This is a genomic window from Colwellia asteriadis (assembly GCF_039523295.1).
Taxonomy (GTDB): Bacteria; Pseudomonadota; Gammaproteobacteria; order Enterobacterales; family Alteromonadaceae; genus Colwellia; species Colwellia asteriadis.
Map to the genome: position 1 here is coordinate 196632 of NZ_BAAAFA010000008.1, position 17320 is coordinate 213951.

Consider the following 17320-nt stretch of genomic DNA (forward strand, 5'->3'; position numbering starts at 1 on the left):
CGGAAGTTTAGTATTTAAAACTTATTGACCATTAACGCTGTGGTTTAAGATGCAGTTTTTACCGCAAGCTTTTTAATATTAAAGCCAATAAAGCCATAAATTACCGCTAAAATAGGGTTTAGCCAGTTAAAGAAACAATAAAAGAGGTAATCAAGTGGGTTAACTAATAACACACCTGACATATAAACCGCGCAGGTATTCCATGGAATTAACGGTGAGGTAATCGTTGCAGAGTCTTCTAATGTTCTACTTAGTACGAGGGGATCTAAACCACGACGTTTATACTCTTCTTTATACATACGGCCAGGCATAACGATTGCCATATATTGATCCGCTGTAATTAAGTTAGTGCCAATACAAGTAGCTACAGTACTAGCAATTAAACTGCCGGTAGATTTAGCGGCTGATAATATCGCTTCAACGAATTTTTTCAACATACCTAAATGCTCAAGCACAGCACCAAAGCTTAAGGCACACATAATTAACCAAACAGTGTTAAGCATGCTAGACATACCACCACCGCTTAATAACTTATTTAACTCATCATTACCTGTTTCAATACTAACACCATCAAACAAGGTACTCCAAACAACCACAATATTAGCCGCCAATTCATCGCTACCGTTAGCAGCTAAACGCATAATCAACTCTTGTTGAAATAATATCGCCCATAACCCACCAATTAACGCCCCAATAGACACAGCAGGGAAAGCAGGCATTTTTTTAATCGCTAACGTTAAAAGTACAATAAGTGGAATTAAATTGAAAAATGAAATATCAAACTGTTGCGCTAGTTGTTTACTTAACAACTCAATACTATCGTTATTTGCGCTTGAGGTCTCAGTTAAGCCGAGAATTAAAAACAAAACAATCGCGGTACCAATTGATGGGATGGTAGTCCAAAACATATAACGAATATGAGCAAACAACTCACTACCTGCTATTGCTGGGGCTAAGTTAGTTGTTTCTGATAAAGGGGATATTTTATCACCAAAGTAAGCACCAGAAATAACAGCACCCGCAGTAATTTCTGGTGATAGCCCTAAGCCTTGTGCAATACCGATCAACGCTACACCTATAGTCGCAGCGGTTGTCCAAGAACTGCCTATACTCATTGATACTATGCCACAAATAATACATGCCGCGGCATAGAACCAACTAGGATCAAGTATCTGTAATCCATAATAGATCATGGTGGGTACAGTGCCTGACAATAACCAAGTACCTATTAATGCACCAACCGCCAGTAAAATAAGAACCGCGCCAAGAGATAATGAAACCCCCTTGATAATGGCTTGCTCTATCGCGGCCCATGTATGCCCATTTTTTATGCCAATAACTACCGCTACGCCCATAGCAATTAATAGAGCTATTTGGTTGGGGCCGTAAGATGAATTGTCACCAAAATAAAATACCGCGAGTGTCAGCAGCCCTATCATAGTGATAACAGGGATAGAAGCATCAAGCATGCTTGGTGATTTAGGGGGGGTTAACTCAGACATAAAGTGTATAACCTAATTATTATAATTTTAAGACAATAGATTTGACTATGGGGAGCAATAACTACTTCGCATAAGTTTCAATCTAATTGTTGTAATATACTTTGTTACTGCATCAATAAAGCCGCCTCTTGGGCGGCTTTATTTAATATGATACGACTATTTTTTGGCAACTTTTCCCAAAGAAATAAAATCGAAAGTGATTCGAGCGGTTTCATCTAAAAATGGATCTAGATCTTCTAGTTCATCATCTAAATCATCAAGCTTAGCAATTTTTTCTTTACCTAAACTCACTAGCTGCTCGTTCACACGTATTAAACGTTTAACTTTACGCTCTTCACGCTCTGTTTTTCGCTGCTCTAAATTTAAGGAAACTGTTTTATCATCTTTTTCTGCTTTGTACTCGCTAATATCATCAAGCAGATATTTAAACTCTCGATTACTCTTAATACGCTCTTGGTATTGAGCGGTTAAATAAGCAATATCTTGCGATAATTCATGCAATGGCGTGTATTGTGCTTTTTTAATCTGATCCCAAGGCAATGCGTTTTCTTCTTTACTCTCACCCCAATCTTCAGGGTCTACTGCCGTAGGGAAAGCGATATCAGGTAGAACGCCACGGTGTTGCGTACTACCGCCATTAATACGATAAAACTTGGCAATGGTATATTGAATACTGCCAAACGGTTTTTCGTATAAGTCATAAACGCGACCTAAACCACGGTGCTGTTGAACAGTGCCTTTACCAAAGGTATGCTCACCAACGATAACACCACGACCATAATCTTGAATTGCCGCTGAGAATATTTCTGAAGCAGAAGCACTGTAGCGATCAACCATAACCGTTAACGGGCCATCAAAATAGCTAACTCCATCTCTGTCACGATTTACTACAATGCGATTGGCGCCATCTCTAATTTGTACCACAGGGCCTTTATCAATAAATAACCCTGTTAATAACGTCGCTTCCGTTAAGGAGCCACCACCGTTACCCCGTAAATCGACAATAATGCCTTCAACATTTTGCGCTTTGAGCTTAGTTAATTCTGCATTAACATCACGTGATAAGTGATTATAAAAACTAGGAATAGTAATAACCCCTAATTTTTTACTATCAGGCTCATTTGGGTTTTCTAAATACACTTTTGATTTAGCCGCACGGTCTTCTAGTTTAATAATATCACGAACAATAGAAACGATTTTTATATTCGCTTCATCATCAGAGTCAGCGGGTAAAATTTGTAAACGTACTGTTGTACCTTTTGAGCCTTTGATAAGCTCAACAACATCATCTAAACGCCAACCAATAACATCTTCAAATTCATCATTGCCTTGAGCAACGCCAACAATACGATCTTTTGATTTAAGTTGTTTAGATTTATCAGCCGGACCGCCAGTAACAACACGTTGGATCACAGTGTAATCTTCAACAGCGCGTAACTCTGCACCAATACCTTCAAGCTGTAAATTCATATCAACTTGAAAACGTTCGGCATTACGTGGCGATAAATATGAAGTATGTGGCTCAACAACGCGCGAAAAACTATTCATGACTAACTGAAATGCATCTTCACTTTCACTTTGCTTTAATCGCTTTATCGCATAGTTATAACGTTTAGTTAAAACTTCTCTAACTTTTGGCCACTCTTTATCGGTTAATGTTAAATTTAAAGCGTCAGACTTTACCTTTAAGCGCCATAACTCATTAAGTTCAGCTTTATCAGCAGGCCATGGTGCATCTTCTCTATCAAATGAATAAACTTCATCTTTTGTAAAGTCAAAAGGGCTTTTTTCGCTTTCTTCACCTAATAAACTGATTGCATATTCATAGCGTTCTAAACGTCTTTGCATGTTTAAGTTATAAATATCATAAGCAGCACTAAGTTTACCGCGAGAAAAAACATTATCGAAGTTAGAGCGGTATTTTTGGATGCTATTAATATCACTTAACAAGAAAATATTACGTGCATAGTCAAGTTGCTTTATAAATCGATCAAAGATTTCTGCTGAAAGGGCTTCATCAATGGCGATTTTTTTATAATGCGCTCGAGTAAATTGTGCCGTTATACGCTTACTCGCAGTAGCATGCTGACTCTCAGGAGATAAAGTTGGGAGTTCATCGGGTACTGGTGTCTTTTCAAAAGCAAAGACACTCACCGATAAACTTAACGAGATAGATACCGCAACTGCTATACGACAAAATTTTTGCATGCATTAAGCTCCAAAATAACTTCTAAAACACGATAAGAAACGATAAGAAACGAAGAAAATTAACCTGACATTTATAATTAGCTTAGCTAAATAAAAAAATAAAAGTTAGTAAATTATGAGTAGATATTTTCTAATTTCGTTTTAATTATCATACCAGAGTCAAGTTGTACGCTAATATCCTGACCTGAAATTTCAGTAATACTGGCATTCATAGGCGAGTTACCAAGCTGTACTTTTACTTGACTACCTACTTTAATTGTAGCTGATTCAACAGGTTTCAATGGTGCCGCTTCTTTTTTTGCTACTGGGCGTTTAGTTTTTACTGATTTAAACTTAGCTGATTTAGCGTCAGATTGTGGTTTATCGGTCTTTGGACGCGCGGTATCGTTTGTTGGTTTTGCTGATTTTTTATCAACATTTTTTTTGTTACCAAATTTTTCCTGGCTTTCTTTTAATGTTTTGCTGGCATAATTAGCTTGCTCTTCATCAATTTCTGCAACTTCTTTGCCGTCAATATCTACACGAAAAACACCCACTTTAACTGCTTTCAAATAACGCCAGCTACTTGTGTAATGACGTAACGCTTGACGTAAACGCGTTTTACTTACGGTATCATCTTCACTTAACTTTTCAGCTAAATCTTGAAAGATCCCTATTTTAAGTGGTTTTACCGGCCCTTTGATTGAAAAACACTCAGGGAATTTTTCAGTTAAATAGGTGATAATATCTTTAGTACTTGTACGTTTAATTTCAGTTTCCATAATTACACTTTTTACAATTTTAATTTATTTTATTGATACCCACATAAATCATATTTATGTTAGTACAGGCTAATTTGACTCTTGTAGATATTGTTCACGATTCTCGATGACATGTCGACACCAATCGTAAATATCATCTGTTTCGAGCTCCGGTAATGACTCTTGGCCAATCCAAGCATCCCATACTAATTCAAGTATTTGCATGAGTACTTCGCTTTCAATATCTTCTTCTGCCAAATCGTATAACGTATGATAAATTTCATTAATACGTTCAGCTACTTCTTCTTCCTGACCATCCCAGTCACCTACAATTTCTTGGGTAACTAGGTAATCGTGAATTACTACAAACTCTTTCATTCAAATGTCGCTTAATGGTTAACAATATTCACGAACGGCATAACCGCGTTTAGGTATTACTATGGTGTTGTGCAAATGCTTCAACAATTGCCGTTAAACCTATTTCATCGTGCTCATCAAAGCGATTAAAAGCAGTGCTATCAATATCTAGCACGGCAATAATACAACCATCCACTTTAACGGGTAAAACAATCTCAGCATTACTACTTGCATCACAAGCAATATGACCATCAAATTGATGAACATCGCTAATACGTTGTACTAGCCCTGTGGCTGCACAGGTACCACAAACGCCTTTAGCAAAGGGAATACGAATACAAGCCACTTTGCCTTGAAATGGACCTAAAACAAGCTCTTCGTTAATAACACGATAAAAGCCAGCCCAATTCACTTCCTCTAAGTGCTCAAAAAGTAATGCACTTATGTTTGCCATATTCGCAATGATATCAGATTCATCACTAATAAGCGCTTTAGTTTGCGCCAATAGTGTTTGATAAAAGTCTGTTATATTTGTCATATAAATTACAATTCGCCTTTAAAGCAATGTTAGCGCCATTGAAAAGGCGCTAACATACCTAAAAAGGCGACATAATTAAAGCTTTTCTCACTTAATTCACCAACTATTCACACAGATAAGCAATAATTTAAGGTTTTATCGCAAATTTCACTAAAACACTCGCACTTATTTCTTGGCTGCCCACTAACGAAGAATGATTAACTGACATGGAATCACTCATCATTGCCTGTGCGTAGCGAGGTTGGTAATGTCCTGAAGAAACCTCTTTCAAATAAACCAACTTACCAAGAGAGCCACCTGTTTGCGCTATCATTTTTGTCGCTTTTTGTTTAGCGTGGTCAATCGCTTTCATCAATGCTTGTTGATAATAATCATCTCGCTGCTTTACTGTCATTGATAAAGCTGAAATATGGCTAACATTTAATTTTACTATTTTTGCTAAGAATTGGTCATAATCATTAATATTAGCGAAGTTAACTGTAATATAACGACTCAACTCAAAAAGCTGTATTGGCGTTTGGGTATTATTAACATTTTTCCCGTCAACAAAAACACTCCCTTGTTTACCTTGTTGTAACTCTAAACCTTGTACAGTTATTGAAGGCTTTTCTTTTATTAATCGTAAATTAACTTGCGCTGATTTAATGTCTTTTGTGGTGATACCAAGCTGTTTTGCTGCATCAATCACTAAATTCGTTTTATTATCAACAAGGGGATGTAACTTACTTGGTATACGTCCTCGCTCAGTGATTGTGAGTGATAAGCTAAATTGATCTGGTATTGCAATTACGCTACCGTTACCAACAACGTCTATGCCCTCATTGTCATCGGTATCAGCATAGGTACTGTATGAGCAAACACTCAATACTGTCAAAAGAATTAATTGATTAAAATAACGCGTCATAAATAATACCTCTTATAGAGAATAATTACTGTGTTTTGATATATCGGATGAAGTCTTGTTTTTCATCATCCGACGCTTTTTTCCACCAATACTTTAACATAGGCAAGGTTTCAATGTGGTTAGCAACTTTGTTATTAAATGTTTGCTTTACTTCATTTTCTGTTCTGTTGAGTTCGTTGTTAGTTGTACTTACTGTTGCCATTTGTGCTGCGACATCAGGTGTATCATGTGCAGTGGTTACTGTATTAGCTGTTGGTGTTACCGGCAGGCTAACTGGCTCTTGAGCAAGTGTTTTAACTGCCTGATTAACTTGCTGCGCTAGTTTATAGTCATCATATGTTAGTAACTCAAGTACGAGTGTTTGATTATTTTCATCGCTTAAAATAAGCTCGGGATTATGTGAAAATTTCTCTGCTGCCGCTAAATTTTTCACTTTAGGCGTACTTAACAATAAGGATTTCTGCTGCGATAACGTAAATTTAGCAATGAAATAATCAGATTCAACCAAACGGTCTTCTGCAAAGTCTAAATCTTCAAAAACATCTTTATATTTCACTAATATTGCTTGTTCGCCTGAGGTGAGTTCAACCTGGCTTTGGGTTGAAAAAAAACCAACATCTAAAGGTTTATCGTTCACTGATTTAAGCACTAAATTATCGCTGATTGTTAATGTGGCTGCCGAGACAGTTAATGGCATAGCTAATGAGCCGCTTAAGCTACACGTTATGATAAAAAACGTTGTGATTAAAGTTGCCATCGTGCGGCAAAAGAAGTGAGTTACCAAAACAAAATCCCTATAAATAAATATTAGTATCCTGTTATAAACTGCCTTAAGGTGAATTAAAAGCAAAAGCGTAATTATTCACCATAAACAACCTTAACTCAGGGCGTTTAATTATACGCTTTTGATAGTATTAAAATATATCGGGTACTCTAACCCATCCTTCCATTAACACACGTGCGCTACGACTCATCATTACTTTATCAATTTGCCATTGAAGCTTTGCTTGCTCATTTACCTTAGCAGCACAGCTTGCTGTAGCAGAAACTTTTAAGGTACCAGAGGGGTGACCAAAGTTAATTGTTTTACTTGCGCTACTACTATTATGTTCAATATCTGTATCATTATGAGTATGACTTGCTGCAATATTTACAACAGTCCCTAACACTGAAGCTGCACTAGCAATAGCCACTGCAGCAGTGCCCATCATTGCATGATGCAGTTTTCCCATAGACATTGCTCTAACTTGTAAGTCTATTTGTGACTGTTTTATTAAAACACCACTAGCACTTTCATAATCACTAGCAGGAGCAACAAAAGCAAGTTTAGGGGTATGCTGGCGCTCTTTAGCTTGTGCGAGCTTATCAATTAACCCCATTTTAAGGGCAGCATAAGCTCTTATAGCTTCAAGCTTTTCGAGCAGTGCTTCATCATTATTAACTTGCTCTTGGAGTTCATTACCACAAAGACCGAGTTCTTCAGCATTTAAAAAAACCGTAGGAATGCCAGCACTAATCATAGTGGCGGTTAGCTCACCTGTAGGAATGAGTTCAACAGGCACTTTTAATTTTTCAATAACTTTACCCGTAGGAAATAGCGCACCTTCACCATCGGCAGGATTCAAAAACTCAATGGGAACCTCTGCGGCAGGAAACGTTACCCCATCAAGCATAAAGCCTCCGGTTTCTTGTACTTCACCATTACACATAGGCACATGAGCAACGATAGTTTTCCCTATGTTTTTTTGCCAAATACGCACGACAGCAATACCATCTGTCACTAACTTATCCGCAGAAATAAGTCCTGATGAAATAGCAAACGCCCCTACCGCCGCCGTTAAATTTCCACAATTACCGCTCCAATCAACGAAAGGCTTATCAATAGCGACTTGACCAAATAAATAGTCGACATCATGGTTTACTTGGCTACTTTTTGACAAGATAACAGTTTTGCTGGTACTCGAAGTTGCACCGCCCATACCATCAGTTTGTTTTGCATAAGGATCTGGACTACCAATAACACGTAGCAATAAAGCATCGCGTTGCGGCCCAGCAACTTGGCAAGGCAAAGGTAAGTCTGTTAATTTAAAAAACACCCCTTTACTGGTGCCACCGCGCATATAGGTTGCGGGAATTTTTAATTGAGGCAAATAAGTCATAAACCTTTTCCTTACAGTATTGGCTATTGATAGCTAATACTTAAAATAACGATTAACACACCAATACTAATGAGTTGCTTGTGATGCTAAAAAATCTTGTGCGAAGCGTTGTAATACGCCACCAGCCTGATAAATTGATAATTCTTCTGCGGTATCGAGTCTGCATTTAACTTTTACATTGACCCTTTCACCATTAGCACGTGTTATAACGAGTGTTAATGCTGAGCTCGGTGCAATATCGCCTATAATGTCAAATGTTTCAGTGCCATCAATGCTGTACGTTTTACGATTGTCACCAATACTAAATTCAACGGGTAATACCCCCATACCAACTAAATTAGTGCGATGAATACGTTCAAACCCTTGAGCAACTATCACTTCAACACCTGCTAAACGCACACCTTTTGCTGCCCAGTCACGCGATGAACCTTGCCCGTAATCTTCGCCCGCAATAATAATTAATGGCTGTTTACGTTCCATATAGGTTTCAATAGCTTCCCACATACGCATTACTTTACCTTCAGGCTCAACACGTGCTAACGAGCCTTGAATAACATCTCCGTCAGCTTTATTGTCTACTCTTACCATCTCATTAAAGAGTTTAGGGTTGGCAAATGTAGCTCGTTGTGCCGTTAAATGATCGCCTCGGTGCGTGGCATAGGAGTTAAAGTCAACCTCTGGTAAACCCATTTTCGCTAAATAGGCGCCTGCTGCGCTATCGAGTAAAATGGCATTTGAAGGAGATAAATGATCAGTCGTGATATTATCGCCCAGCACTGCTAAAGCGCGCATTCCTTGCATAGTACGCTCGCCTGCTAATGCTCCTTCCCAATATGGAGGACGACGAATATATGTACTTTTTTCTCGCCAATCATATAAAGGTGGCGTAGTACTTGAAAGCGCATTATTAGCATCGGTAACTAATGGAAACATGGGTTCGTATACTTGACGAAATTGTTCTGGTTTAACGCTTTGTTCAATAACCGCATCAATTTCAGCGTCTGTGGGCCAAATATCTTTTAAACAAATTTTAGTCCCTTGTTCATCGTATCCTAATGCATCTTGTTCAATATCAAAACGAATGGTTCCAGCAATAGCATAAGCAACAACCAAGGGGGGCGAGGCAATAAAAGCTTGTTTGGCGTAAGGGTGAATTCGACCATCAAAATTACGATTGCCCGATAGAACAGCTGTTGCGTATAAATCACGGTCTATAACTTGTTGTTGAATCTTAGGATCAAGAGCGCCACTCATACCATTACAAGTGGTACAAGCAAAACCGACAATACCAAAGCCTAATTGTTCAAGTTCAGTTAATAAATTGGCTTGCTCTAAATAAAGTTGCACAGCTTTTGAACCTGGTGCTAATGACGTTTTAACCCAAGGCTTACGTGTTAGTCCTTTCGCGTTGGCATTACGTGCCAGTAGAGCTGCGGCAATAACATTACGTGGATTACTGGTATTAGTACAACTAGTAATGGCGGCAATAATACAAGCACCATCTGGCATGGTTTCAGCGCCATATTCAGCACTTTTTTCTAGGGATGATTCGACAGACGCCTGGGCCGTATCTTGCGTATGAGCAATCCCATTTAAAACTAAATCAGCGGTAGCAACACGGCGATGTGGATTTGAAGGGCCAGCAATATTACGGCCAACCGCTGAAATATCAAAGCGTAAAACACGTTCATACTTAGCAGCTATCATACTATCAGCCCATAACCCGGTTGCTTTTGCATAAGCTTCAACTAATTTAACTTGGTTATCTGCTCGCCCAGTTAAGGTTAAATAGTCGATTGTTTTCTCATCAATATAAAACATACCGGCAGAGGCGCCAAACTCAGGAGTCATATTTGCTATTGTTGCTCGGTCACCTAATGTTAAAGCACGTGCACCTTCACCATAAAACTCTAAAAAGGCAGAAACAACTTTTTCGTTACGTAAAAACTCAGTCAACGCCAAGACAATATCGGTTGCAGTAATGCCTTCTTGACGTTTTCCTGTGAGTTCAACGCCAATAATATCAGGTAAACGCATATATGAGGCGCGACCTAACATCACACTTTCAGCTTCTAACCCGCCAACACCTAAGGCAATAACGCCCAATGCGTCAACATGGGGTGTATGGCTGTCTGTTCCCACTAAAGTATCAGGAAAAGCAACCCCTTCTCTGACTTGCACCACCGGTGACATTTTTTCTAAATTAATTTGATGCATAATGCCGTTACCTGGCTGAATAACATCAATATTTTTGAAAGCTTTTTTCGTCCAATTAATAAAATGGAATCGATCTTCATTACGTCTATCTTCAATGGCGCGGTTTTTCTCAAACGCTCCTTGCTCAAACCCAGCGTGCTCTACTGCTAACGAGTGATCAACAATAAGTTGAGTTGGCACGACAGGATTAACTTTTGCCGGATCGCCCCCAGCTTTACTAATAGCGTCACGCAAGCCAGCCAAATCAACCAATGCGGTTTGGCCTAATATGTCATGACAAACAACGCGAGCAGGAAACCAAGGAAAATCTAAATCACGTTTTCGCTCAATCAACTGGCTAAGGGATGCGGTTAAGCTTTTGGGGTCACAACGACGTACTAAGTTTTCTGCAAATACTTTTGAGCTATAAGGAAGCTGCTCATACGCGCCAGCTTTAATCGCGTTAACCGCTTCTTGGGTATCAAAAAAGTCGACATTAAAGCCAGGTAAAGGTTTTCGATGTTGGTAATTCATAAGGTTATCCGGTTAGTAGCTGCGCTTAGGTGCAATAACAAAAGACGATCAGAATGATAAATAGCCAAACCGTAGTTATTAATGAAAAGACCATTAATAACTACGATCAGATTTTTCGTTATCGTTCGTTGATAGGAGTTACAACGCGAGGCGCGCTACCGATATAATCAGCACTTGGGCGAATAATACGGTTATTACTGCGCTGCTCCATAACATGTGCGGCCCAACCCGTTAAGCGTGAACAAACAAATATTGGCGTAAATAATTTAGTAGGAATTCCCATATAGTTATACGTAGACGCATGGAAAAAATCGGCATTACAAAAGAGTTTCTTGGTATCCCACATATACTCTTCACAAGCTACAGAGATATCATACAAGGCCGTATTACCGTTTTCTTTTGCCAGTTTTTCAGACCATTGTTTGATAATAACATTACGTGGATCTGAGGTACGGTAGACCGCATGACCAAAGCCCATAATTTTCTCTTTACGCTCAAGCATTCCTGCCATTTGTATTTTAGCATCACTGGGTGAGCTAAATTGTTCAATCATATCCATAGCCGCTTCATTAGCACCACCGTGTAATGGCCCACGCAATGTACCAATAGCACCTGTTACACAAGAAAACATATCTGATAAGGTTGAAGCACAAACCCGTGCCGTAAATGTTGAGGCATTAAATTCATGCTCGGCATACAAAATGAGTGAAACATCCATCACACGCTGATGCTGAGCAGAGGCAGTTTCGCCTTTTAGTAATCGTAAAAAATGCCCTGCCAGTGAGTCTTCTTCTGAATGGCAGTCTATTTCAATGCCTTCATGACTATAGCGATACCAGTAACACATGATGGCAGGAAATGCCGATAATAGGCGATTAGCTGCAGTATTTTGCTGCGAAAAATCAGCTTCTGGCTCAAGGTTACCTAAAAATGAACACCCCGTGCGCATAACATCCATTGGATGCGCTGATTTAGGAATACGTTGTAGCACCTCTTTTAATGCTTGCGGTAAATCACGCATTGCTTTGAGTTCAACTTTATACTGCGCTAGTTGTGCGCTATTAGGTAATTCTCCATTAAAAAGTAAATAAGCTACTTCTTCAAAAGTAGCATTTTCTGCTAAATCGGCAACATCATAACCGCAGTATGTTAAGCCTGAGCCTGACTTTCCAACAGTACACAATTTTGTTTCACCAGCACTTTGACCGCGAAGCCCTGCACCTGAGAGTTTTTTATCGGCTGTGTTCCCTGAATTATCTGACATTTTACTTTCCTCATAATTAAAATAATTAATAGCGATGTTGTATTAATGTAGTATTAATAGTGTTCTTTAATACTATTTAACGTTACTACTGGTGATTAAAATCACTCTTTTACAACGTTATTTTCATCACCAATGCTCTTTTTGTTTATCTTTTACTATTGATGAGCTAGGACTCATTAACTTTCTTTATTAAAAAGTGCGTCTAGTTTTTGCTCATATTCGTGGTAGCCTAAGTAATCATAAAGCTCCATACGCGTTTGCATATTGTCTATTTCAGCTTTTTGATCGCCGTCATCCAGCAAGGTTTTGTACACTGACTCCGCCGCTTTATTCATCGCACGAAATGCCGATAAAGGGTAAAGCACCATGGCACAGCCCCACTCGCCCAATTGTTTTTTATTCCATAACTCAGTTTGGCCAAATTCTGTAATATTAGCCAATACAGGAACATTTAATGCCTCAGTAAAAGCACGGTAGTGCTGCTCCGTTTGAATGGCTTCTGCAAAAATACCATCGGCTCCCGCATCAACATAAGCTTGTGCGCGAGCAATAGCAGCTTCTAACCCTTCTTGAGCAAAAGCATCGGTTCTTGCCATAATAAAAAAGTCTTCATCAAAGCGTGCATCAACAGCAGATTTAATACGGTCAACCATTTCCTGCGTTGAAACAATCGCTTTATTTGGGCGATGTCCACAACGTTTTTGCGCTACCTGATCTTCAATATGTACCGCAGCAGCCCCTGCTTTTTCCATATCTTGAATTGTTTTCGCAATATTAAATGCTCCGCCCCAGCCCGTATCAATATCAACCAATAAAGGTAAGCTCGACGCTGAAGTAATACGCTGAACATCAGCAATAACATCATTTAATGAGGTCATTCCTAAATCAGGTAATCCATAAGAAGCATTTGCGACACCGCCACCTGAAAGGTAAATAGCCTGATGCCCTAATTGCTCAGCCATCATGGCACAGTACGCATTAATCGTTCCGACAACTTGTAATGGCTGATTAGCCACTAGTGCCTGACGAAACTTTTTTCCTGGAGAATGGTGCAAATGGCTATCTGTTTTCATAAATATTCCCTCGTTAATAAACTCGATGGTATTCGTGATTAATGTCTAATTACTGGCAGCTTCTAATTGCTGCTGCGCTATTTTGTTCTCAATGTTTTTTCTAGAGGCTGCAATGTGTCGACGCATTAACAATTCAGCAAGTTCGCCGTCTCTATCACTAATAGCCTGAATAATATGAGCATGCTCAGAAAACGCTTTACTGGCTCTAGGACTGTGCATGCCAAATTGACAACGATACATACGCACTAAATGATAAAGCTGTCCGCAAATAAGATTAATTAATTGTTGATTGTGGCTACCTAAAATAACTTTGTAATGAAAGTCTAAGTCGCCTTCTTCTTGATAATAAGCAACGCCCGCTTTAAGCTGCTCTTTATTAGCATGCTCGCTTAGCATATTCTGCATGTGCTTAATTTCATCATCGCTCATATTCATTGCCGCTTGACGACAAGCCATACCTTCAAGCGCCTCTCGGGTAATATACAGCTCTAATAATCCTTCAATAGTACAATCAACCACTCGTGAGCCAACATTAGCTTTGCGTTCAACTAAATGACATTTCTCTAAACGGTTCAGCGCCTCACGTAACGTTGAGCGACTCACTTGGTAGCGTTTTGCTAACTCAGGCTCACTAATTTTACTACCTGAAGCAATATCACCTTCTACAATGGCTTGTTGCATTTGCTCAAAGATTTTATCGGCAGTGGTGACAACCGTTTGTTTTGTTGGGTTTTGTAAAAGCATAATCCGTATTCGTTAAATAAACATTGCGATAATCTTTAGGCATGTCGATAAACCATTCACACACACTTAAATTGTCGACAATAAAAACAATTACCCTCCATACTAACTTAAAATAAGTAAATAACAAGCCTCAAGACAAAAATTGTCGACAATTTCACCAACAAAGAAAATAAGTGTTATTTAATAGACTCAACTAATACAGTCTCATCATCCTGATGATATTTACTCTATTGGTAATAGGGGAAATTAGTTGAACAGAGCTATAGAAAAGGCTTGTCTGAACAATATTATTGTCGACAAAAGTTATTTTATAGATGACTTAGCACTGAAAAAAATCATGGCATTCACCTGCCAATAAGAATAAATAACTAAGTAAACTTATGGCAAAATTAGAATATTCATACTTTTACGGAAATAATTGATATAGTGACTAAAATATTATTAATTGCTACTAAATTAAATTATTCATTATGGATTTATTTCTACTTAAAAAAATTGCCACGGTATTAATAATGCCAATTAATGTCGTATTGCTATTACTCATTATTGCCGTAATTTTTCACTGGAAAAAACCAAAAACAAGTATTCGTTGTTTAATTGCTGCAACCGTTATTTTATTACTTAGCAGTTTCCCCCCCATTTCAGATCGCTTAATGACGCAACTTGAAGACGATTACCCACCGTTTACTAAAGCCAGTGTACCTATTGATTATATTGTTGTTTTAGGTTGCCGCCATACCAGCAACCCAGCACTGCCAGTTACTAGTCAACTAGGAGATTGTTCATTAGAACGCATGGTTGAAGCGCTACGTATATTTAATTTGCATCCTGAAGCGAGAGTTATCACGTCAGGCTTTGGTGGTAAAAACAAAGAGAGTAACGCACAAAAAGTTAAACAAGCACTTGTTTTATTAGGCGTACCGGCACAAAAAATTATTACCGAAAACTTCCCTAAAGATACCGAAGAAGAAGCTCAGCTTATTTCACCAAGAATACAAGGAACGGAAGTGGTCTTAGTTACTAACGCGGATCACATGCCAAGAGCGATGGGCTATTTTGAAGCACAAGGGGTTTCACCTATTGCAGCCCCCACTGGCTATTGGGTTAAAGATTTAGATGGCGACAAAAACTGGGGCTATTATGTACCTAACAGTAAAAAACTAGAGCAAACCACTATTGCTTGGTATGAAAGTTTAGGCAAGTTAGTGCAGTGGTTTAAATCTATTTTTTAAACATTTCGCATGACTGCTTATTAAAAATATTCATCTATAATTGCAGTCTCTTTGGGAGGAAATATTAATGACTAAACCAACAAGGATCGTGTTAAAAAACCTTGCTTGTTTAGTCTAAAATCAAGCTAAGTCTGCTGTTATACCGGATTATCAATATCAATAAAAATCACTTCAACATTATGCGTTTTAGCAATATGTTCGCCTAGGGCTTTAATACCATAGCGCTCAGTAGCGTGATGTCCTGCAGCAAAAAAATGAATATCCATTTCGTGCGCAATATGCGTGGTTTGCTCTGATACTTCTCCAGTAAGAAAAGCATCAATTCCCTGCTCTGCAGCCATTTCAATATAACCTTGGCCGCCACCCGAACACCAAGCAATGGTTGTAATTTTTTTATTACTCGGCGGAGTAATATGTAAGCACTGTCGGTTAAGCTGCTGACTCAATTGTGTAGCAAAATCACTACCATTGATTGCACTTGAAAAACTGCCTTGCATTGCCACGCTCATCGAGTTACCAAGCTCTAACGGAGCAACTTGCTCAATATTAAACATGGCGGCTAATTGCGCGTTATTTCCTAGTGTTGGGTGAATATCTAAAGGTAAGTGATAAGCGAATAAGTTAATATCATTCATTAATAGTGACTTAATACGTTTATGCTTCATACCTCGGATTACATAAGACTCATTTTTCCAAAAGTAGCCATGATGTACTAAAATAGCTTGTGCCTTTTCTTCAATGGCACGTTCAATTAATGCTTGTGATGCAGTCACGCCCGTTACAATTTTCGTTATTGTTTCACTACCCTGAATTTGTAAACCATTTGGCGTGAAGTCTTTAATTTTCTCTGGTGCTAAAAGCTCTGTTAAGTAAGCTTCTAAATCTTTGGTTAGTATCATAATTTTATTTTATCAACTGATGGTAATTAGGTGGATAAGTTAGTCAACCCAGCTCGGCTTAACAAATAATTCTATAGTTAAATATGAAAATTAAGTGTTAACTTTCAATTTTTTAAAAATTTATCAAACCGATTCGAGGTAAGTTATTAACACTATTTTTTATTTTGGTGATAGCTTTTTATTTGGTTTTTTGGTGTATGCATAGTACTTACTTTAACCGGCTGAAAACCTGTTCTCAATTGCCATTTAGGTTTAATTGGTGTTAACGGCAATACTCTTTTTTTAGCGACAATAACATATACAGAGCCAAAAGGTTTTAAATATTGCTGAGCAAATTGTTGCCATGTAGATGTTAAGCGATTAGCGCTAATGTTTCCCATTAAGTTCGTATGTAAACAACGTTGATCTGCCAAAATTTCATAGCCCATTAATTGTAACCAATCTTTAATTCTCAAAGGCGAAAAGAAATGCCCTGTCCATGGTGATTGTTTACGTCGATATGGTGTTAAACGATTAAGCCCCGCTAAACTCATAGGATTAAAACCCGTAATAACGAGGTAACCGTTAGGGATTAATACGCGATTAGCTTCTCGAATAATATGGTGGGGATCAAGTGAAAACTCTAACGCATGGCTAAGTAAACAAACATCAATACTATGCTCAAGCAGTGGTAAGTCATCAATATCGGCAATTATATTACCCAGTTCATCTTTAGGCGTAATACTAAATTGATTTTGAATAGTACAGTTACTGGTCGTTATTTTAGCGCTTAACGTTCCTAACTTAAGTAGATGATAGCCAAAAAAACGTTGCCACCAAGGAGCAAGCTCATGCTCTATTGCCGACAAAACAATGTCACCATTTGGTAAGTCATCCCAAGACTTTGGACTATCTGGTAATGAAAAGGCTAATGCGGGTTTCATAATATATTAATCACTTGCTTGCTAGCGTTAAATCAATACAAGCCAAC

At 38.4% G+C, this 17320-nt stretch carries 15 protein-coding genes; 1 reads left to right on the top strand and 14 read right to left on the bottom strand.

All coding sequences use genetic code 11. The annotated features are described in order from the left end of the window. Window positions 1-44: 44 nt before the first annotated feature. From nhaC to ABD005_RS12745, 12 genes are all read right to left on the bottom strand, one after another. The gene (nhaC, locus tag ABD005_RS12690) at window positions 45-1502 is read right to left on the bottom strand and encodes a Na+/H+ antiporter NhaC (RefSeq protein WP_343817845.1); all 1458 of its coding nucleotides are present in this window, start codon (window positions 1500-1502) and stop codon (window positions 45-47) included. A gap of 156 nt (window positions 1503-1658) precedes the next feature. Further along, window positions 1659-3710, bottom strand: a complete 2052-nt coding sequence (gene prc, locus ABD005_RS12695) for a carboxy terminal-processing peptidase (protein WP_215980730.1) — start codon at window positions 3708-3710, stop codon at window positions 1659-1661. A 113-nt stretch (window positions 3711-3823) separates the two neighbouring features. Beyond that, the gene (gene proQ, locus ABD005_RS12700) at window positions 3824-4471 is read right to left on the bottom strand and encodes an RNA chaperone ProQ (RefSeq protein ID WP_215980729.1); all 648 of its coding nucleotides are present in this window, start codon (window positions 4469-4471) and stop codon (window positions 3824-3826) included. Between the two features lie 69 nt (window positions 4472-4540). Next, window positions 4541-4828, bottom strand: a complete 288-nt coding sequence (locus tag ABD005_RS12705) for a hypothetical protein (protein ID WP_215980728.1) — start codon at window positions 4826-4828, stop codon at window positions 4541-4543. Between the two features lie 49 nt (window positions 4829-4877). Then, the gene (locus ABD005_RS12710) at window positions 4878-5345 is read right to left on the bottom strand and encodes a GAF domain-containing protein (RefSeq protein WP_215980727.1); all 468 of its coding nucleotides are present in this window, start codon (window positions 5343-5345) and stop codon (window positions 4878-4880) included. Window positions 5346-5472: 127 nt separating this feature from the next. Beyond that, a complete protein-coding gene (locus ABD005_RS12715; protein ID WP_343817848.1) occupies window positions 5473-6249 on the bottom strand; it encodes an SIMPL domain-containing protein in 777 nt (258 codons plus the stop codon). A gap of 25 nt (window positions 6250-6274) precedes the next feature. Further along, a complete protein-coding gene (locus ABD005_RS12720) occupies window positions 6275-6946 on the bottom strand; it encodes a DUF2057 family protein (protein ID WP_343817849.1) in 672 nt (223 codons plus the stop codon). Window positions 6947-7163: 217 nt separating this feature from the next. Next, window positions 7164-8408, bottom strand: a complete 1245-nt coding sequence (prpF, locus tag ABD005_RS12725) for a 2-methylaconitate cis-trans isomerase PrpF (protein ID WP_343817850.1) — start codon at window positions 8406-8408, stop codon at window positions 7164-7166. Window positions 8409-8474: 66 nt separating this feature from the next. Beyond that, window positions 8475-11138, bottom strand: a complete 2664-nt coding sequence (acnD, locus tag ABD005_RS12730; protein ID WP_343817852.1) for a Fe/S-dependent 2-methylisocitrate dehydratase AcnD — start codon at window positions 11136-11138, stop codon at window positions 8475-8477. A 118-nt stretch (window positions 11139-11256) separates the two neighbouring features. Then, entirely contained in the window at window positions 11257-12402 is a 1146-nt protein-coding gene (gene prpC / locus ABD005_RS12735) for a bifunctional 2-methylcitrate synthase/citrate synthase (RefSeq protein ID WP_343817854.1), read from the bottom strand. A 176-nt stretch (window positions 12403-12578) separates the two neighbouring features. After that, entirely contained in the window at window positions 12579-13475 is an 897-nt protein-coding gene (gene prpB / locus ABD005_RS12740) for a methylisocitrate lyase (protein ID WP_343817856.1), read from the bottom strand. A 45-nt stretch (window positions 13476-13520) separates the two neighbouring features. Next, complete coding sequence (locus tag ABD005_RS12745; protein WP_343817858.1) at window positions 13521-14219, bottom strand: GntR family transcriptional regulator; 699 nt, start codon at window positions 14217-14219, stop codon at window positions 13521-13523. Between the two features lie 470 nt (window positions 14220-14689). Between ABD005_RS12745 and ABD005_RS12750 the strand changes: the two genes are divergently transcribed. After that, the gene (locus tag ABD005_RS12750) at window positions 14690-15451 is read left to right on the top strand and encodes an ElyC/SanA/YdcF family protein (RefSeq protein WP_343817859.1); all 762 of its coding nucleotides are present in this window, start codon (window positions 14690-14692) and stop codon (window positions 15449-15451) included. A 137-nt stretch (window positions 15452-15588) separates the two neighbouring features. Here ABD005_RS12750 and ABD005_RS12755 read toward each other — a convergent pair whose 3' ends face one another. Beyond that, the gene (locus tag ABD005_RS12755) at window positions 15589-16350 is read right to left on the bottom strand and encodes a Nif3-like dinuclear metal center hexameric protein (RefSeq protein ID WP_343817861.1); all 762 of its coding nucleotides are present in this window, start codon (window positions 16348-16350) and stop codon (window positions 15589-15591) included. 152 nt (window positions 16351-16502) lie between these two features. Further along, complete coding sequence (locus ABD005_RS12760; RefSeq protein ID WP_215979576.1) at window positions 16503-17273, bottom strand: class I SAM-dependent methyltransferase; 771 nt, start codon at window positions 17271-17273, stop codon at window positions 16503-16505. Window positions 17274-17320 lie beyond the last annotated feature (47 nt).